The sequence below is a fragment of the Vibrio ishigakensis genome (assembly GCF_024347675.1).
GTDB classification, from domain to species: Bacteria; Pseudomonadota; Gammaproteobacteria; order Enterobacterales; family Vibrionaceae; genus Vibrio; species Vibrio ishigakensis.
Window position 1 is genome coordinate 2,772,144 of the sequence record NZ_AP024881.1, and the last position, 19,371, is coordinate 2,791,514.

Below are 19,371 nucleotides of genomic sequence, written 5' to 3' on the forward strand. Positions count from 1 at the left end.
CCACTAAGGTTAGCCAAGGGTTTGCTTTATACTCAATGAGTTAGGCTGATTTTTGTGCGGTAGCCTCAATATCTGGCGTGCTTGTTTCCGCTTCAGGTTCTTTTAGTTTGATGAACAGCGCTATAAAGCCCATCGCCGCCATCACCCAGAATACGTTTACACCAAAGAACTCGTATCCCCAACCACTCAGGGTCGTCATGGCTGCCATCACTATGCCAAGAGGAATCGCGTTATACAGAGCCTGCAAGGCCACCATCTTATGCGGCTCAGAGTCTTGGATATAACGGATCGCTGCAATATGCGCTAAAGCGAAGGTTACGCCATGCAGAAGCTGGATTAGCACCAAAGCGGGTAGCAAGGTTGTCGACGCTGTAAGCCCCCAGCGCACCATGACCCCAACCGATGCCACCATAAACAAAGCACGCAAAGACCAGTTGCCGAACAGGCGATTCGCAAGGGCAAACACACCCACCTCTGCCGCCACGCCTAGACTCCATAGGTAACCTATGATGTCCGCGGAGTAGCCCGCTTCTTTCCAGTAGATAGAACTAAAACCATAGTAAGCAGCATGGCTACACTGGATAAGCGAAATCAGCACCAAGAACTTGATCACTGCCCCATCGCGCATCATCAGGCTCAGCTTAGGTCTGCTTACCTTGTTTTGTTCAGCGGTAACGGGCGCCACATTGGGATTACGAAACGAAAGCGCAATTGCTAGCAACACACCAAATAGCGCAGTGAATACGATCATCTGGGTGCCAAACTTAGCCACCAAGAAGCCCACCACGGTAGAGCCTGCAATAAAGGCCACCGAGCCCCACAATCGTGTACGACCATAGTCGAGCATTTTGAGACGAGCATAGTGGTTAGCCAATGCGTCCGATAACGGAATCGCGGGACCACAGCACATATTGAACAATATGGTGGCTAGCGCGAGCAGCCAGAAATTTCCACCAGTCACTAGGTGGAAAGCGATAAAGGCCGCCGATGCCACACTAAGCACACGTAATGCAGGGATAAGGTGTTCAACCTTATGAATACGCGGGGTGATGACTAGGTTGGCCACGCAGCGGGTCGCAAACGCCAGACCCAACAAGATACCAATATCACCCGCTGATACCCCTTGGTCTTTAAACCATAAAGCCCAGAACGGCAGATACACGCCATAAGCAAAGAAGAATCCAACAAAATATTGAGAGATCCAGGCGTAAGGGGAAGGTTTTAACATCACACGATTCCACAGATTAGAGATAGATAAGCGAGCACATTATGAAAGGATGTGAAGTGAAGAAAAAGGGATATTGTTTATTTCATCTTTTCCGCATTAGACCAAAGTCGTCTGGAGTGTCTGGCAAACTTTGTCACACTATACCCATACCCAATTGGCCTATGCAGGATTATGCCCGAGCAGTTCAATACCCAGCATCCCCCATTTGATAAGTTGGACTCAGAGCAAACCAAGGTATTGCTCGACTCCCTAGATATCGCCTACTTTCGCCAAGGAGACGCCATCCTAGATATTGGCGAACAGAGCGATAGCCTGTTTGTGCTCATAAAAGGAGCGGTCGAGCAACGCACAAGCGATCGGGTTATTGCGCATTTTGGACATGATGATCTTTTTGATGCTGACGCTCTTTTTAATGGCAAGGCTAGACACCAGTTCTTAGCCATCGAGGACGTACTTTGCTACCTAGTTCCCAAACCTGTCTTTCTAAACCTTTGTGAGAACAATCAAGAGTTTGAACACTACTTCAACGGTAATTTATCTCAAAGAAAACAACTGCTGCGTTCGGCGCAGAAACAGCAAAACCTAGCGGAATTTATTCTCTCTAGGGTTAACAGCGATATCTACCATCCGCCACTTATCCTTGAAAGTTCCACCAGCTTACAAAACGCCACTGCCAAGATGAATGAATTGGATATTGACGCGGCCTTGGTGAGACTGGATGAGGAAGACAATCGACTGGAAGCGAATCCAGAACACCCACCCTATGCCATAGTCACACGCACTAACCTGCTCCATGCCTTAGCCCTTGAGGGAAAACAGCTACAGGATGAGGTTTCAGGTATATCCTCTTTTCCGGTTTTTCAGACCCAAGAGGGAGAGTTCCTGTTTAGCGCCATGCTCACCATGACCCGCAACAAGATGAAGCGCTTAATGGTAGTGCACGAGCATGAAGCCGTGGGCATGCTAGACCTGACCCAGATCTTAAGTGCTTTCTCTTCTCACTCACATGTGATCAGTTTGAGTATCGCCAGAGCCAATACCATTGAAGACCTGACGGCGGTCTCAGAGAGGCAGAACGACTTTATCAAGAGCCTACTATCAAATGGCATCCGCACTCGCTTTATTATGGAACTTATCTCTGTGGTCAACGAGCAGATCATTCAAAAGGCGTTTGAGATTACCGTACCTGAAGAGCATCAAAATTCATGCAGTCTGCTAGTACTGGGTTCAGAGGGTCGCGGTGAACAGGTATTCAAAACCGATCAGGACAATGCCTTAATCCTCTCAGATGACAATCCTTGGCCAGAGCATGCCAAGTCGATGCAAGCGTTCAGCGATAACCTAATGGCGCTCGGGTACCCACCATGTCCAGGCCAAGTGATGGTCAACAACCCTAAATGGGTCAATAGCCAATCTCAGTGGATAGAACGTATTAACAGCTGGACTCAATCCATAGATGCGGAGTCTGTGATGCAATTGTCCATCTTCGCGGACGCCCACCCTGTGGCAGGCAATCACGCGTTAATCACCCGAATCATTGAGCATCTTCAACTCAAGCTACAGGGTAATATGTTGCTCCTCTCAGACTTTGTGCGCCCTGCCCTGCAATTTGGGGTGCCGTTGACCCTATTTGGTAACGTGAAGAGTAATAAAGAGGGAATCGATATCAAAAAAGGAGGTATTTTCCCCATAGTACATGGTGTGCGCACGTTAGCTCTGGAAAACGGCATTGTTGAGCGAAACACCTTTGAGCGTATCGCCGAACTAGGCAAGCGCGGGCGTTTAGAGCCGAACAGCGTTGATAACCTTAGTGAAGCGCTAAAGCTGTTCTTTAAGCTACGGCTTGCTGAGCAGGTCACTAGCGGAGACTCTGGCAATCAGATTTACTTTTCGAAACTAAACCGAACCGAGCGCGACCTAGTTCGCCACAGCTTCCATGTAGTGAAGAAGTTCCAACAGTTCTTGGCCTATCACTATCAAATAAGGGATTAACCTATGAATCCCTTAACTAGGCGCTACTGGCATTGGAAGCTAGGCCAACATAAATTTCAGCATCTTTTCACCGCACCACGCTGTGAGGAGTATGTATCTATCGATTGTGAGACCACCAGCCTTGATCCAAAACGGGCCGAGTTAGTCACCATAGCGGCCACCAAGATTGTCAAGAATCGGGTTTTGGTCAGTCAATCCTTACACCTAAAGCTCAAAGCCCCCTCCAGTTTGAGTGAACATTCGGTCAAGGTTCATCAGATACGTCACCAAGATCTAGGTGATGGAATAGAAGAAAAACAAGCACTTGAACAGCTTCTGGAGTTTATTGATAACCGGCCTATCGTGGGCTATCACATTCGCTATGACAGGCAGATACTGAGCCATGCATGCAAAAAACATCTTGGATTCCCATTGCCTAATCCTGTCATCGAGGTGAGTCAGGTCTACCAGCAGAAGCTGGAAAAACACTTACAGAATGCTTATTTCGACCTCAGCTTAGAGGCCATCTGTCGTCATCTCGACCTGCCCATCTATGAACAACACGATGCCCTACAGGACGCCATCACTGCCGCGCTCATCTTTGTGCGTTTGAAGAAGGGTGACCTGCCCGACCTAAACCTGCCGCATCTTTCCAAGTAATTGATCTATATCCCATTTACTGACATCTGCACCAGAAACATCCCACGCCTAATCCTAAAGTCTAATTGTGAAAACAAAGGGAGTGTTGAACTCTTATACAAAAGGTGAAGGGTGCACCGCGGTAGAGATGTGCCCAATACAAGGAGAGAAATAATGAGTGAAGCCCATATTTATCCAGTAAAAGATAACATCAAAGCCACGACCCATGTTGATAACGAAAAATACCTACAAATGTATCAACAATCGGTTCAAGACCCGGAAGCATTCTGGGCAGAGCATGGCAAGATCGTTGAATGGATAAAGCCTTTCACTAAGGTTAAACAAACCTCTTATGACCCAGGTCATGTGGACATCAAATGGTTTGAGGATGGAACCCTAAACGTATCGGCAAACTGTATCGATCGCCACCTCGCAAACCGTGGTGATGAGGTCGCTATCATTTGGGAGGGCGACGACCCGACCCAAGACGCCACACTTACATTCAACCAACTGCATGAAAAGGTATGTCGCTTCTCTAATGCCCTGAAGGCACAAGGGGTGAAAAAAGGTGATGTGGTGTGTCTATACATGCCTATGGTGCCAGAAGCTGCAGTTGCTATGCTGGCGTGTACCCGAATCGGTGCAGTGCATACCGTGGTATTCGGTGGTTTCTCTCCTGAAGCACTGGCAGGTCGTATCAACGATTCCGATGCCAAGGTAGTGGTGACCGCCGATGAAGGCATCCGCGGCGGTCGCGCAGTTCCTCTGAAAAAGAATGTAGACCAAGCCCTAAAGAATCCAAACGTAACCACTATCGATAAAGTCATCGTGTTCCAACGCACCGGTGCCGACGTAGATTGGAACTCAGATGTGGATATCTGGTGGCACGATGCGGTCGCAAGTGTAGATGCTGACTGCCCACCAGAAGAAATGAGCGCGGAAGATCCATTGTTTATTTTGTACACCTCTGGCTCTACCGGCAAACCAAAGGGTGTGCTTCACACCACGGGTGGCTATCTGGTTTATGCGACCATGACCTTTAAATACGTATTCGACTACCAGCCGGATGATGTGTTCTGGTGTACCGCTGACGTGGGTTGGATCACCGGTCACTCTTATCTGGTATATGGTCCACTATCCAACGGTGCAAAAACCATCCTATTCGAGGGCGTGCCAAACTACCCAGATACCAACCGTATGAGTCAGGTAGTCGATAAACACAATGTTACCCTGCTCTATACGGCGCCGACCGCCATCCGTGCATTGATGGCAAAAGGTGATGATGCCATTCAAGGTACGACCCGTGAGTCGCTGCGTATCATGGGCTCGGTAGGCGAGCCGATTAACCCAGAGGCGTGGGAATGGTATTACCATACCATCGGCGATTGTAAGTCACCAATTGTCGATACTTGGTGGCAGACAGAAACAGGTGGCATCTTGATCACCCCGCTTCCAGGTGCAACTGAGCTTAAACCTGGTTCAGCGACTAGGCCTTTCTTTGGCGTACAACCTGCACTGGTAGATAACACAGGTAACATCCTAGAGGGCGAAAACTCAGGCAACCTAGTTATCCTAGATTCTTGGCCGGGTCAGATGCGCACCGTATATGGTGATCACGATAGATTCGAGCAAACCTACTTCTCGACCTTCCAAGGTATGTACTTCACTGGTGACGGCGCTCGTCGCGATGAAGATGGCTACTACTGGATTACTGGTCGTGTGGATGACGTGCTTAATGTGTCGGGCCACCGTATGGGTACCGCAGAGCTAGAGTCTGCACTTGTTGCTCACGATAAAATTGCCGAGGCGGCTATCGTTGGGGTTCCTCACGACATCAAGGGTCAGGCTATCTATGCCTATATCACCTTAAATGCTGGTGAATACCCAAGTGCCGAACTGCATAAAGAAGTGAAGGATTGGGTGCGTAAAGAGATTGGCCCGATTGCAGTGCCAGACACCTTACACTGGACTGACTCACTACCTAAGACTCGTTCAGGTAAGATCATGCGTCGAATTTTGCGTAAGATCGCTACCGGTGATACCAGTAACTTGGGAGATACATCAACTCTGGCAGACCCAAGCGTGGTCGAGAAGCTGATATCTGAAAAGAGCGAATTGGTCTAATTTACTGGTACAACCTGTGCAACAATACTCATTAGCCGTCACATTGTGACGGCTTTTTAGTTTTATGCCGTCTACAGATTAATCATAATGGAACCAGTCACTTAACAAATATGTTCAAAAAGCAATCAGTAGTGGTGCTTTACATTACACTAACAGCTTTTTGAGACTCGAATTTCATCCCACGCCTGTGATTAGACCAGTATATTGCTGTTAATTTCGCTGAATTAGCTATAATCATGCGCTGATTTTGCTTTTATTACAGAATTCTGACTGGAAATTAGTCTGAATTCATAAAATAATTATAGGCAACTGTGATTAACTCACATTAACGGAAAATAGCGACACGATGGCAACAAAATTGCGCGTTCTACTCCTAAACGGCCCCAACCTAAACCTTTTGGGTAAGAGGGAACCGGAAGTTTACGGTTACACTACATTAACTGACATAGTTGATAACCTTACGCAACAAGCTGTACAACAAGATGTAGAGCTAATCCATCTGCAGTCTAATCGCGAGTACGAGCTTGTCGAGAAAATCCACGACGCTATGGGCAATGTTGATTTCATTATCATCAACCCAGCCGCCTTCACCCACACCAGTGTTGCCCTGCGCGATGCACTACTGGGTGTAAGCATTCCGTTTATTGAAGTTCATTTGTCGAACGTACACGCCCGTGAGCCGTTCCGCCACCATTCCTACCTGTCTGATAAGGCAGTAGGCATCATCTGTGGTTTGGGCGCTCAAGGCTACGAATTTGCCCTGTCTGCAGCTATCAGTCAGCTGCAGGCGAAATAACATAGTCGTCTCAATCAGTACCGATTGAGATTTGAAAACACCAGATATAGAGAAGAATCATGGACATTCGTAAAATTAAAAAACTTATCGAGTTGGTAGAAGAGTCAGGTATCGCTGAGCTAGAGATCTCTGAAGGTGAAGAGTCTGTACGCATCAGCCGTAACGGTACTGCTCCAGTAGCAGCTCCTGTTCAATATGCAGCAGCTCCAGCTCCAGTGGCAGCACCTGCACCAGCAGCGGCTCCAGCTGCACCTGCGGCAGAAGCAGCGGCTCCAGCTGAAGCAGCTGGCCACAAGGTTCTTTCTCCAATGGTAGGTACTTTCTACCGTGCACCTGGTCCAGACGCTAAGCCATTCGTTGAAGTTGGCCAATCTGTATCTGCAGGTGAAACCATCTGTATCGTTGAAGCGATGAAGATGATGAACCAAATCGAAGCAGACAAGTCAGGCGTTGTTACTGCAATCCTAGTTGAAGATGGCAACCCAGTAGAATTCGACCAGCCTCTGATCGTTATCGAGTAATAGAGGTTAAGACTATGCTAGACAAATTAGTCATCGCGAACCGAGGCGAAATCGCGCTTCGTATCCTTCGCGCATGTAAAGAGCTTGGTATCAAAACCGTAGCGGTACACTCGACTGCAGACCGTGACCTTAAGCACGTGCTACTTGCTGACGAGTCTATCTGTATCGGTCCAGCTCGCGGTATCGACAGCTACCTAAACATTCCTCGCATCATCTCGGCTGCTGAGGTTTCTGGTGCTGTAGCTATCCACCCAGGTTACGGCTTCCTATCAGAGAACGCAGACTTCGCTGAGCAGGTTGAGCAATCTGGCTTTATCTTTGTTGGTCCTAAAGCGGAAACTATCCGCATGATGGGTGACAAGGTTTCAGCTATCAACGCGATGAAAAAAGCGGGCGTTCCATGTGTTCCTGGTTCTGACGGTCCTCTTAATGATGACGAAGCAGCCAACAAGGCACACGCCAAGCGTATCGGCTATCCGGTAATCATCAAGGCATCTGGCGGCGGCGGTGGTCGTGGTATGCGCGTAGTTCGCTCTGAGGGCGAGCTGATCGAAGCTATCCAAATGACCCGTGCTGAAGCAAAAGCGGCCTTCAACAACGACATGGTTTACATGGAGAAATTCCTAGAAAACCCACGTCACGTTGAGGTTCAGGTAATTGCTGATGGTCAAGGCGGCGCAATCCACCTAGGTGAGCGTGACTGTTCTATGCAACGTCGTCACCAGAAAGTTGTAGAAGAGGCACCAGCACCAGGCATCACTGAAGAGATGCGTAAGTACATCGGTGAGCGTTGTACTCGTGCATGTCTTGAAATCGGCTACCGCGGCGCAGGTACGTTTGAGTTCCTATACGAGAACGGTGAGTTCTATTTCATCGAGATGAACACCCGTATCCAGGTAGAGCACCCAGTAACTGAAATGGTAACTGGCGTTGACCTAATCAAAGAACAACTTCGTGTTGCTGCTGGTCAACCTCTGTCTTTCACTCAAGACGATATCAAACTTCGTGGCCACGCTATCGAGTGTCGTATCAACGCAGAAGACCCAGAGCGCTTCCTACCTTGCCCAGGCAAGATCGAACGCTTCCACGCCCCAGGCGGTATGGGCGTACGTTGGGAATCGCACATCTACACAGGTTACACAGTGCCACCTCACTATGATTCAATGGTAGGTAAACTGATCACCTTCGGTGAAAACCGTGATGTTGCTATCGCACGTATGAAGAACGCACTGAGCGAGATGATCATTGAAGGTATTAAGACAAACGTACCTCTTCAATTAGACATCATGAATGACGAGAACTTCCAACACGGTGGTGCAAACATCCACTACCTAGAGAAGAAGCTTGGTCTTCAGTAAGCACTGACAAGTGTTTTCAAATGCCCACTTCGGTGGGCATTTTTGTATCTGTTGGTTTACTGCTACACTCCACACAAAATTTCCCAATTTCAGAGATCAATTCATGCCTTGGATTCAAATTAAGCTCAATGCTACCGATAAAAACGCTGAGCAAATCGGCGATATGCTAATGGAGCAAACTGGCGCCCTATCTATCACCTTCCTAGATGCTAAAGACACACCAGTGTTTGAACCTCTACCGGGTGAAACTCGCCTATGGGGTGAAACAGATATCCTAGCTCTATACGATGCAGAAGCAGATACCAGCTGGATCATTGAGCAAGCTAAGGCAAGCAACCTTCTAGACGCAGACTTTGCCTACAAGGTAGAGCAGATCGAAGATAAAGACTGGGAACGCGAGTGGATGGATAACTTCCACCCAATGAAGTTTGGTGAGCGTCTATGGATCTGCCCAAGCTGGCGTGATATCCCCGAGCCAGATGCAGTAAACGTAATGCTAGACCCTGGCCTTGCGTTCGGTACGGGTACCCACCCTACTACTTCACTGTGCCTTGAGTGGCTTGAAGGCCTAGACCTTGAAGGCAAGACGGTAATCGACTTTGGCTGTGGCTCAGGCATTCTAGCGATCGCTGCGATCAAGCTAGGTGCGGCTAAGGTTATCGGGATCGACATTGATCCTCAGGCAATCATCGCTTCTGAAGCGAACGCTGAGCGCAACGGCGTTAAAGATCAGCTAGAGCTTTTCCTTCCACAAGACCAACCTCAAGACCTGATCGCTGACGTGGTTGTGGCAAACATCCTAGCCGGCCCACTGCGCGACCTATCCCCTGTTATCAAGGGTCTAGTTAAAGACGGCGGCGAGCTAGCTATGTCTGGTGTACTGGATACCCAGGCTGAAGATGTGGCGAACTACTACCGCGATCAGTTCGAAATTGAACCGATTAAAGAGCTGCAAGAGTGGTGTCGCATTTCAGGTAAAAAGCACACTAGTTGAGCATCATCAAGTTTTGAGCAAAAAAACATCGATTCCAAAAATATTTTGCGAAATGCTCAAATATTAGGCTTTTCACACGCCCAAAAAATGCGTAAAATGCGCGCCCTTGCTGTTAATAATGTGACCATGATTTGAAAATCGGAAACTACCAACTTAAGAATAATTTGATTGTCGCACCTATGGCTGGTGTTACAGACAGACCCTTTCGAGAGTTGTGTTTACGGTACGGTGCTGGCATGGCCGTCAGTGAAATGATGCTAGCCAACCCTAAAACATGGAACACGTCAAAGTCCCAGCAACGAAGAGTGCATGAGGGTGAATCCGGTATTCGCTCTGTGCAAATTGCTGGGTCAGATCCACAACTAATGGCAGACGCAGCGCGATTCAACGTTGAGAACGGTGCTCAAATCATCGATATCAACATGGGTTGCCCTGCGAAAAAAGTGAATAAAAAACTAGCGGGTTCTGCGCTACTAAAGCATCCAGAGATTGTGGAGCAAATCCTGAAGGCAGTAGTAAACGCGGTCGACGTCCCTGTGACGCTCAAGACAAGAACCGGCTGGGATGCAGAGCATAAGAACTGTGTCGAAATCGCTAAAATGGCCGAAGACTGCGGCATACAAGCACTGGCATTACATGGCCGTACGCGTACTTGTATGTACAAAGGAGAGGCAGAATATGAAAGCATCAAAGCGGTTAAGCAAGCTATTTCGATACCTGTAATTGCCAATGGCGATATAGACAGTCCCGAGAAAGCGAAGCATGTACTGGAGTATACCGGTGCAGACGCTTTGATGATTGGTCGTCCAGCCCAAGGGCGTCCGTGGATTTTTCAGGAAATCCAGCATTACTTGGAAAGCGGCACAACAATGCCTGAGCTTCCTCTGCAGGAAGTAAAGGACATTATGCTTGGCCATGTTCATGATCTTCACCATTTCTATGGTGAGTATTTAGGACCACGCATCGCGAGAAAACACGTTGGTTGGTACCTAAAAGAACACGAGCAAGCAAGTGAGTTTCGCCGTGTCTTCAACGCTATCGAGGTTGCTAACGAGCAGCTCGAAGCACTAGAAGAGTATTTTAATTCCTATCAATGATAGGAACGAAGTTGCATCATAATTACCAGAAGAGCTAGACCGAATATGTTCGAACAAAATCTGACTTCCGAAGCACTAACAGTTACCACTGTAACTGCACAGGATCAAATCGCGCAAAAACCACTTCGCGACTCAGTAAAAGTTTCAGTTAAAAACTATCTTGCACAACTAAACGGTCAGGACGTCAACGACCTTTATGAGCTAGTGCTAGCTGAGGTTGAACAACCACTACTAGACATGATCATGCAATACACTCGCGGTAACCAGACTCGCGCTGCATCTATGATGGGTATCAACCGCGGTACTCTTCGCAAGAAGCTTAAAAAATATGGTATGAACTAAGAACTCGTTTCTTTATCTCATACCAGAAGGCCTGATGTTCGCATCAGGCCTTTGTCGTTTCTAGAGGGTTACTTTTTGGAAATAAGCCCGGCTATATATAGGAGGATACAGGCACCTACTGTTGAGGTAACGATGGAGCCAATGAGTCCGGTAGCTGCCAAACCCAAGAAGCCAAACACCAGCCCACCGATCACGGCGCCTATGATACCGACCACGATATTCACTACTAGGCCAAAACCGCCGCCTTTCATCAGGTTCCCTGCAAGCCAGCCCGCTAGTGCACCTATTGCCAAAAAGATAATGATGTTCATAAACGCCTCTCCTTGTTCAATCCATTAAACCTAGCATATCTAGGGTCTGTTGACCTTTTGCGGTTGAGTTTTGCTCGAGTAAGAAACGATTTAATCGCGGCGAGGACCTTGTAGCTTAGTCATCTAAGCAAAAGGGGCTCAACAAAGAGTAAATCGTTTCTGGCCGAGCCCTTAGGGTAGCGTTTGTTGGGCATTTCTACCGCGTTAGACACTTTTCATGTAGAACCACTACACCTAAAAGTGCCTGCCTTGTATCAATACCCAACAATTCGCTACAAAAACAAACTCAAAAGGTCGACAGACCCTAACTATTTTTAGTGGCGCGCCAACAGATGAGTGAGCCGATTACAACCATGATCACCCCTTGCCAGAAGCCATGAGATAGAGCGATACCAAGTATCACCGAGGAAATTAAGGTTGAGAAGATCGGAGTGAAATAAGAGAGGGTCGCTAAAAGCACCATGTTACCGTGCATGATGCCAAGGTTCCAAAGCCCATAACCTCCAGCCATCAAGATACCTGCAATGATCACCGTAATGCTCGACTCTAGATTGATGTTTAAAGCTGGCTCAGAGCTCAGACCATACTGGAACCACAGCACTAATGCTGTCATCAGGAAGAATAAAGTAATGGCATTGGTGCCATTGGCTAGCCTTTTTACTACATTACAGTAGATAGCCCACAGGAAGGCACCTGCAAAGGCCATGCTATAGGTAACAGGGTTACTCATTACATTACTGGAGATCTGAGCCAAAGAGAGGCTCTCATCTCCAGTGATCGCCCAAGCCACACCGATAAAAGACAACAAGGCACTGGGATAAACCCAGAAGTTGGTCTTCTTATGACTCAACATCACAGCCATCAAGACAGTCAGTGCGGGCCATAGGTAGTTCACCACAGCCATCTCGAGCGCTTGTTGACGGTCATTAGCCATACCCAAGGCAAGGGATAAAAAGATCTCATAAGCTACAAACAATCCGCCAGCAACGATGACGTATCGCCAAGAAAGGTCTTTTAATTTGGGTATACCGACAGTGAAGTATAAAAACAGCGTAGCCACTGTATAGATAGAGGCTGCTCCGCAAATCGGGCCAAGTAACTCCGCAACCTGGCGCGCCACACCAATAACGCAGCTCCACAGCAAGATAGCTAGCACCCCATACAGGGTATATTTATGTGCTTTCAAGATTATTTCCTTATTTCTGAATAACCTATGTTACTCAATATCTTGCGCACTACCATTGCCAGTCGGTTGCATATAAAAAAAAACCAGCCGATTGGCTGGTCTTTATATCTGGTTTTAGGCTTTTTTGAACTGCACTAGAACTTCTTCCACATCACCCCTAGCATCACTCGCTGAGACCGTGGAGTTAGCCAGCACCCAACCTTCATCTAGGATTTCTTGAAAAGAAAGCTCACGAATATCATCTTCACCGGCTTCCAAACAATTGAGCGTGCTAGATTCGTCCAATACTAGGTCGTGTAGGCTCTCATCTGCAGCGCAAAGCATCTGCTCTGATTCAGACACGCCTGCAATATCTACAGGCTCCTGTTGAAGAGCCGTTGTATCGCTGGGCATTTCTTCAACCTCAAAGAAGTACTCGTTAGGCTGATTAATCGAATCAGTAGTTATATCAAAAAAGTACTCAGACTCTGTTGCCAGAACAGGTAGCGCCACTAGGGCAGACAAAGCAATAATCGACTTTTTCATTGAATCTCTCGTTTGGTGTTGTACAGAAAACGAGCGCATTATAGCCTGGGCAAAAAACAAACAATTACCACTTGGCGCCACAACGTAAATTCACTATCGCTAGCGAACCTAATGTCGATAATCAATACTGCCCCATTAATGAGCCAGCCCAGTTCTCGCAAATCTTGAATGAGCAGTCTGCCAATAATGTCGCAACATAAGCACAGCAAGAACAATGGCAGACCCTATGCTCAGCCAATGCGGCAACACTTCATGCTCTCCCGCACTCAAGGGTTGAACCGATAAGCCGTAAGCAGAAACCAGATAATCGGTGGCCAAACCAAATACGATTGCGGTACCTACCACACCAGTTAAATATGCAAACAAAGAGCGCTTGCCCAACTCTTTCCCCACAACACCAAGAGTAGCGATATTGGTCGCAGGTCCAGTTAGCATAAATACCAGTACTGCACCTGGACTGATGCCTGACATTAATAGTCCTGCTGCGATTGGTGTGGACGCGGTTGCGCAGATGTACATTGGTACACTAATAGCCACCATGACGAGCATGCTCCAGATACTACCTCCCCACTTAGCGAGGAAATCTGTCTCGACATAGGTCTGTATTAATGCTGCAAAGAAGAGACCTATCATCAACCAGGTGCTGATGTCCTTAACCAGATCGGTAGCAGCAAAATGCACACCTGATTTAAGCTTATCTATCGCCCCTTTTGGTTTCTTTGACTTGGTTGAGCAGCAAGAGGTTTTCTTGGTAGAACAGCAAGATGAAACCACTGGCTTAGATTCAGGCTCTACCTTGTTTATAGAAAGGTTGCTACTTGTCATCGGCTTGAGGGCGTTTACCTTAAGTTGGCTCTGCTGTTTCTCATCATCTTTACCAACCAATAGGCCTGCTACTATCGCGCTACTGATGGCAGCAATAGGTCGTACGATCGCCATAAATGGACCCAACAAGGCATAAGAGACCGAGACTGAATCGATACCCGTCTCTGGTGTCGCGACCAAGAATGACGTAGTGGCACTCTTAGAAGCACCGCTACGACGCAGACCAAGCGCAGCGGGAATGACACCGCAAGAACATAGAGGCAATGGCGCACCGATAAACGCAGCCTTTACTGTAGTGCCGACACCTTTACCACCGAGGTGCTTGGATAACAGGTCTGTTGGAATCCATTCTTTGAGCAGGCCCGCGACAACCAAGCCAAGAAGCATCCAGAAGCCTGACTCTATAAACAGGTCTATAAAGTTATTTAGCAGGTTCATCTTTTGTCCTTAACATCATCATCTGCGCTGTCCAGCGCCTCTAAAATAGAACAATGGGTAGCGGGCTCTTCTCCACCACAACAAGAGGTGCTCAGCTTACTCAGGGATGCTTGGAAAACCTGAAGCTCTCGAATCTTTTCTTCAACGTGCTTTAACTTAAGGTCGACAATATCTTTGGCTTCATGACACGAATGGCTATCTCTATCGATACGAATAGACAAAAGGTCGTGTATCTCGGTAAGGGAAAAGCCTACTTTCTTGGCACGCAATATAAAGCGCAGACGCTCAGCATCATCGTGGGTATAGATGCGATAACCTGCCTCACTGCGTGAACTCGGGGCTAGCAAGCCATGCTTCTCATAGAATCTAAGGGTGTCCGTTTTTATGGCAAACAGCTTCGCCAACTCTCCAATCTTATACATACCGCTACCTAGATTTTGTTTACCCTAAAAGTATAAAGCTTGGATATAACTCCAAGGTCAACAGCCAGTCGTAAGTTTTTTGATAAACCAAGAAATACAATTCAGTGCAAAACAGCCAAAATGACGTTTTTTTGACAAAAAAATGCAAATGCCAAACGATTGCGCGAGCTTTTTCGTTATTTCTTCGTTAGAATACGCGCCATTCCAGATCGGTGGTTTTTTACTCGGAAGGGTGCCTTTAGAAGATCGTTATCAAAGTTTAACGTCACTAGTTTAATTTTGATAAACATCTTTTCATCCAACTTGATTCCCTACCCTAGTCTCGAATCCACGAGCTCGGGCTAAAGGGAAAACTCTAAGTAATTGAGGAATATGGAAGCATGAGTAACGCTCGCCCAATCCGCCGCGCTCTTATCAGCGTTTCTGATAAAACCGGCATCGTAGAATTTGCTAAAGCACTAGCTGAACGTAACGTTGAAATTCTTTCGACAGGTGGCACCGCACGCCTACTAGCAGAGCAAGGCCTAACGGTTACAGAAGTATCTGATTACACTGGCTTCCCAGAGATGATGGACGGTCGCGTTAAGACCCTTCACCCTAAAGTACACGGTGGTGTTCTAGGTCGTCGCGGTCAAGACGACGAAGTAATGGAAAACCACGGCATCAAGCCAATCGACATGGTTGTAGTTAACCTATACCCATTCGCAGCTACAGTAGCGAAAGAAGGCTGTACTCTAGAAGACGCTGTTGAGAACATCGATATCGGTGGTCCAACTATGGTTCGTTCTGCAGCTAAGAACCACAAAGACGTAACTATCGTTGTTAACGCTCACGACTATGACCGCGTAATCGCTGAAATGGACGCAAACGAAGCATCTCTTACTCTTGAGACTCGTTTCGACCTAGCAATCGCTGCGTTCGAGCACACTGCAAGCTACGACGGCATGATCGCTAACTACTTCGGCACCATGGTTCCTTCTTACGGCGACAACAAAGAAGGTGACGAAGAGTCTAAATTCCCACGCACTTTCAACCAACAGTTCCTTAAGAAGCAAGACATGCGCTACGGTGAGAACAGCCACCAAGATGCGGCGTTCTACGTTGAAGCTAACCCAGAAGAAGCGTCTGTTTCTACTGCTCGTCAGATCCAAGGTAAAGCACTGTCTTACAACAACATCGCGGATACAGATGCAGCTCTTGAGTGTGTGAAAGAGTTCGACGCTCCTGCTTGTGTGATCGTTAAGCACGCTAACCCATGTGGCGTTGCACTGGGTGACGACATCCTTGAAGCATATAACCGCGCATTCAAGACTGACCCAACATCAGCGTTCGGTGGCATCATCGCATTCAACCGCGAACTAGATGCAGCGACAGCTCAAGCTATCGTTGAGCGTCAATTCGTTGAGGTAATCATCGCTCCTTCTGTTTCGGCTGAAGCTATCGAAGTAGTTGCAGCTAAGAAGAACGTTCGTCTTCTTGAGTGTGGCGAGTGGACAACTAAGACAACTGGTTTTGACGTTAAGCGCGTTAACGGTGGCCTTCTAGTTCAAGACCGCGACCAAGGTATGGTTTCTCTAGATGACCTTAAGATTGTATCTAAGCGTCAGCCAAGCGAAGAAGAGCTAAAAGACGCTCTATTCTGCTGGAAAGTAGCTAAGTACGTTAAGTCTAACGCTATCGTATACGCGAAAGGTGACATGACTATCGGTGTAGGCGCAGGCCAAATGAGCCGCGTTTACTCTGCTAAGATCGCTGGCATCAAAGCAGCTGACGAAGGTCTAGAAGTAGCAGGTAGCGTAATGGCTTCTGATGCATTCTTCCCATTCCGTGATGGTATCGACGCAGCAGCTGAAGCTGGTATCAAGTGTGTTATCCAGCCAGGCGGCTCTATGCGTGACCAAGAGGTTATCGATGCAGCTGACGAACACGGCATGGCGATGATCTTCACTGGTATGCGCCACTTTAACCACTAATATCTTCGGCTCACCTCGGTGGGCCGAAATCCTATACCGATTCCCGATAGCTAAGAATTTTGGCATCGGGAATGATGATCTTTAATTTAAGGATTAAGAATGAAAGTACTAGTTATTGGTGCCGGCGGTCGTGAGCACGCACTTGGCTGGAAAGCCGCACAAACCCCAAACGTTGAGACTGTATTCATCGCTCCTGGTAACGCAGGTACCGCTATCGAGCCTAAGCTTGAGAACGTAAACATCGGCGTTGAAGACATCGAAGCTCTAGTGGCTTTTGCTAAAGACAACAACATCGAACTGACTATCGTAGGCCCAGAAGCGCCTCTAGTTATCGGTGTAGTTGATGCATTCCGCGCAGCAGGTCTTCCAATCTTTGGCCCTACTGAAGCAGCCGCTCAGCTTGAAGGTTCTAAAGCATTCACTAAAGACTTCCTAGCTCGTCACGCTATCCCAACCGGTGCATACGCAAACTTTACTGAGATCGAGCCAGCGATCGCATACGTTCGTGAGCAAGGCGCTCCTATCGTAGTTAAGGCTGATGGCCTAGCTGCGGGTAAAGGCGTAATCGTTGCTATGACCCTTGAAGAAGCGGAAGACGCAATCAAGGACATGCTAGCAGGCAACGCATTTGGCGAAGCTGGTAGCCGCGTAGTTATCGAGGAGTTCCTAGACGGCGAAGAAGCAAGCTTCATCGTTATGGTAGATGGTGAAAATGTTCTGCCAATGGCAACTAGCCAAGACCACAAGCGTGTGGGCGATAAAGACACAGGCCCTAATACAGGTGGTATGGGTGCATACTCTCCAGCTCCAGTGGTTACCCAAGAGATCCACAACCGCATCATGGAAGAGGTTATCTACCCTACTGTTCGCGGTATGGCATCTGAAGGCAACCCATACACAGGTTTCCTATACGCAGGCCTAATGATCGACAAAGACGGCACTCCAAAGGTAATCGAATACAACTGTCGTTTCGGTGACCCTGAGACTCAGCCTATCATGATGCGTATGCAGTCTGACCTAGTTGAGCTTTGCCTAGCGGCTATCGAAGGCAAGCTAGATACAGCTGAATCTAAGTGGGATGAGCGTGCTTCTATCGGTATCGTTCTTGCTGCCGGTGGCTACCCAGCATCTTACAACAAAGGCGACGTGATCTCTGGTCTACCTACTGAAGCTGTTGAAGGCGAGAAGGTATTCCACGCTGGTACTGCTGAGAAAGATGGCGCAATCACTACTAACGGTGGTCGCGTGCTATGTGCAACAGCACTTGGCAACACAGTATCTGAAGCACAAGCGCGTGCCTATGAGCTAACTAAGAAGATCTCTTGGGATGGCATGTTCCATCGCAACGACATCGGCTATCGCGCCATTGCTCGTGAACAGCAAAAGTAAGCGTTAAACACGAAAAAGCCACTCAGTTGAGTGGCTTTTTTTTGAATTCAATTTTTAGCTTTCTAAGGTTGGGCGTTCGATACAATCAAAGCCACCATGTTTTAGCACCAGCATTTGGTCTACTACTACCTTGCTGCTGTCGAACTCGCCGATAAATGCGGCAAAGTTATCTTCTTCTTTCAAGCGCTCAATCAAGAACTTAGGAAGCGCCTGCTTAAATTCGATGTTGGTGTACTCACGACCGCCACAGGTAGTAAAGGTACCGTCCTCCCAATAGCCCTGAATCAGCTCTAGGCCCGCATCACGCTGAGATTTAGACTTAGCCACCAGCTCATCCGCTTGAGTGCGCACCTCGCCAATCTGCTCGCTTCGCATTGGCATCACCTTGCCATTGATACGCATACGTTGATATACCGCTTCACCGTTTTGGCTAAAGCGCAATGTCATTTGAAATGGAACCTTGTTACCAGACTTGGTGCGCCTCTCACCTACGCGTGTCATCTCACGTAGATTATCGCCATCCCAAAGGTAGTGACTTTGATACCAAGTATTGTCTGAGAACTTAACGTCATCGGTACTCGATTCAGGAGTCTCGAATCGTTCAGTTACCCAATAAAGAGAGGTTTTATCTGCGTCACTTTCGCCACCTACAAATTCGGTAACTTGAGCATTTTGACGTAGAGGGGTCGTGGCAGATGAACAGCCAGCGAGAACTAGAATTGCAAGAAATGCGGAGGAAACATGTTTCATATAAAAATACGCCGAGCTCTATCACTCGGCGTATTTTACATTAATTTACTGAGTCTTTCAGTGCTTTACCAGCTGTAAACGCAGGAACGTTTGCTGCAGCGATTTGGATTTCTTCACCAGTCTTAGGGTTACGACCAGTGCGAGCACTACGGTGAGATACTTTGAATGTGCCAAAACCAATTAGTTGAACTTGGTCGCCCTCTTTCAGAGCTTCAGTAACGCCTTCAAGAGTAGCTTCAAGAGCTGCTTTTGCTTGAGCTTTAGATAGATCTGCTTTTTCAGCAATTGCATCGATTAATTGGGTCTTGTTCATTGGGGTTTCCCTTCTAAAGTGTTTGAAAACAAAATCACTCTAAAGCATAAAGCCCCCATCTGGCAAAGGGTTGAGAGTGATCTTGGGGTTCAAGCGAACACTTTTTAGCTTATTCTGCCGATCAACTCACAGTTTCTCTGGTTTGCGAGCAAAAAGCGGTCAAATTATC

General features: G+C 47.6%; 18 protein-coding genes and 1 pseudogene. 11 read left to right on the forward strand and 8 right to left on the reverse strand.

Translation table 11 applies throughout. The annotated features are described in order from the left end of the window. Window positions 1-40: 40 nt before the first annotated feature. Window positions 41-1,228 carry a 3-phenylpropionate MFS transporter gene (locus Pcarn_RS12770; RefSeq protein WP_261834217.1) on the reverse strand — a complete coding sequence of 396 codons (1,188 nt, stop codon included), beginning with the start codon at window positions 1,226-1,228 and terminating at the stop codon, window positions 41-43. 171 nt (window positions 1,229-1,399) lie between these two features. Here Pcarn_RS12770 and Pcarn_RS12775 point away from each other — a divergent pair, with 171 nt between their 5' ends. The 9 genes from Pcarn_RS12775 to fis all read left to right on the forward strand — a co-directional run bounded on the left by Pcarn_RS12775 (window position 1,400) and on the right by fis (window position 11,070). Continuing rightward, complete coding sequence (locus Pcarn_RS12775; protein ID WP_261834218.1) at window positions 1,400-3,220, forward strand: DUF294 nucleotidyltransferase-like domain-containing protein; 1,821 nt, start codon at window positions 1,400-1,402, stop codon at window positions 3,218-3,220. Window positions 3,221-3,223: 3 nt separating this feature from the next. Next, entirely contained in the window at window positions 3,224-3,859 is a 636-nt protein-coding gene (locus Pcarn_RS12780) for a 3'-5' exonuclease (RefSeq protein WP_261834219.1), read from the forward strand. A gap of 153 nt (window positions 3,860-4,012) precedes the next feature. Next, window positions 4,013-5,962, forward strand: coding sequence for an acetate--CoA ligase (acs, locus tag Pcarn_RS12785; protein WP_261834220.1), 1,950 nt, complete (start codon window positions 4,013-4,015; stop codon window positions 5,960-5,962). A gap of 346 nt (window positions 5,963-6,308) precedes the next feature. Further along, on the forward strand, window positions 6,309-6,758 hold the full coding sequence (aroQ, locus tag Pcarn_RS12790) for a type II 3-dehydroquinate dehydratase (protein WP_261834221.1): 450 nt from the start codon (window positions 6,309-6,311) through the stop codon (window positions 6,756-6,758). Window positions 6,759-6,817: 59 nt separating this feature from the next. Beyond that, window positions 6,818-7,279 (forward strand): acetyl-CoA carboxylase biotin carboxyl carrier protein, encoded by a 462-nt coding sequence (gene accB, locus Pcarn_RS12795; protein WP_261834222.1) that lies wholly within the window; start codon window positions 6,818-6,820, stop codon window positions 7,277-7,279. Window positions 7,280-7,293: 14 nt separating this feature from the next. Beyond that, a complete protein-coding gene (accC, locus tag Pcarn_RS12800) occupies window positions 7,294-8,637 on the forward strand; it encodes an acetyl-CoA carboxylase biotin carboxylase subunit (RefSeq protein ID WP_261834223.1) in 1,344 nt (447 codons plus the stop codon). A 103-nt stretch (window positions 8,638-8,740) separates the two neighbouring features. Next, the gene (prmA, locus tag Pcarn_RS12805) at window positions 8,741-9,631 is read left to right on the forward strand and encodes a 50S ribosomal protein L11 methyltransferase (RefSeq protein WP_261834224.1); all 891 of its coding nucleotides are present in this window, start codon (window positions 8,741-8,743) and stop codon (window positions 9,629-9,631) included. 131 nt (window positions 9,632-9,762) lie between these two features. After that, entirely contained in the window at window positions 9,763-10,728 is a 966-nt protein-coding gene (gene dusB / locus Pcarn_RS12810; protein WP_261834225.1) for a tRNA dihydrouridine synthase DusB, read from the forward strand. Between the two features lie 45 nt (window positions 10,729-10,773). Beyond that, window positions 10,774-11,070, forward strand: coding sequence for a DNA-binding transcriptional regulator Fis (gene fis / locus Pcarn_RS12815; RefSeq protein ID WP_261816193.1), 297 nt, complete (start codon window positions 10,774-10,776; stop codon window positions 11,068-11,070). A gap of 68 nt (window positions 11,071-11,138) precedes the next feature. Here the strand turns inward: fis and Pcarn_RS12820 are convergent, their stop codons facing one another. The 5 genes from Pcarn_RS12820 to zntR all read right to left on the reverse strand — a co-directional run bounded on the left by Pcarn_RS12820 (window position 11,139) and on the right by zntR (window position 14,777). Then, on the reverse strand, window positions 11,139-11,381 hold the full coding sequence (locus Pcarn_RS12820) for a GlsB/YeaQ/YmgE family stress response membrane protein (protein WP_261834226.1): 243 nt from the start codon (window positions 11,379-11,381) through the stop codon (window positions 11,139-11,141). A gap of 304 nt (window positions 11,382-11,685) precedes the next feature. Beyond that, window positions 11,686-12,567, reverse strand: a complete 882-nt coding sequence (gene yddG / locus Pcarn_RS12825) for an aromatic amino acid DMT transporter YddG (RefSeq protein WP_261834227.1) — start codon at window positions 12,565-12,567, stop codon at window positions 11,686-11,688. Between the two features lie 114 nt (window positions 12,568-12,681). After that, window positions 12,682-13,092: a hypothetical protein gene (locus tag Pcarn_RS12830; protein WP_261834228.1), complete on the reverse strand. Its 411-nt coding sequence runs from the start codon at window positions 13,090-13,092 to the stop codon at window positions 12,682-12,684. A 135-nt stretch (window positions 13,093-13,227) separates the two neighbouring features. Continuing rightward, window positions 13,228-14,355, reverse strand: a complete 1,128-nt coding sequence (locus Pcarn_RS12835) for an SO_0444 family Cu/Zn efflux transporter (protein WP_261834229.1) — start codon at window positions 14,353-14,355, stop codon at window positions 13,228-13,230. Continuing rightward, the gene (zntR, locus tag Pcarn_RS12840) at window positions 14,352-14,777 is read right to left on the reverse strand and encodes a Zn(2+)-responsive transcriptional regulator (RefSeq protein WP_261834230.1); all 426 of its coding nucleotides are present in this window, start codon (window positions 14,775-14,777) and stop codon (window positions 14,352-14,354) included. The genes Pcarn_RS12835 and zntR overlap by 4 nt, the downstream gene beginning before the upstream one ends. A gap of 380 nt (window positions 14,778-15,157) precedes the next feature. Here zntR and purH point away from each other — a divergent pair, with 380 nt between their 5' ends. Both purH and purD read left to right on the forward strand, forming a co-directional pair. Further along, window positions 15,158-16,750, forward strand: a complete 1,593-nt coding sequence (purH, locus tag Pcarn_RS12845; protein ID WP_261834231.1) for a bifunctional phosphoribosylaminoimidazolecarboxamide formyltransferase/IMP cyclohydrolase — start codon at window positions 15,158-15,160, stop codon at window positions 16,748-16,750. 99 nt (window positions 16,751-16,849) lie between these two features. Further along, window positions 16,850-18,139: a phosphoribosylamine--glycine ligase gene (gene purD, locus Pcarn_RS12850; RefSeq protein ID WP_261834232.1), complete on the forward strand. Its 1,290-nt coding sequence runs from the start codon at window positions 16,850-16,852 to the stop codon at window positions 18,137-18,139. 54 nt (window positions 18,140-18,193) lie between these two features. Here the strand turns inward: purD and Pcarn_RS12855 are convergent, their stop codons facing one another. Continuing rightward, window positions 18,194-18,889, reverse strand: coding sequence for a DUF1481 domain-containing protein (locus Pcarn_RS12855; RefSeq protein ID WP_261834233.1), 696 nt, complete (start codon window positions 18,887-18,889; stop codon window positions 18,194-18,196). Between the two features lie 40 nt (window positions 18,890-18,929). After that, window positions 18,930-19,205 (reverse strand): annotated as a pseudogene (gene hupA / locus Pcarn_RS12860) (nucleoid-associated protein HU-alpha); the annotation flags it as partial. Window positions 19,206-19,371 lie beyond the last annotated feature (166 nt).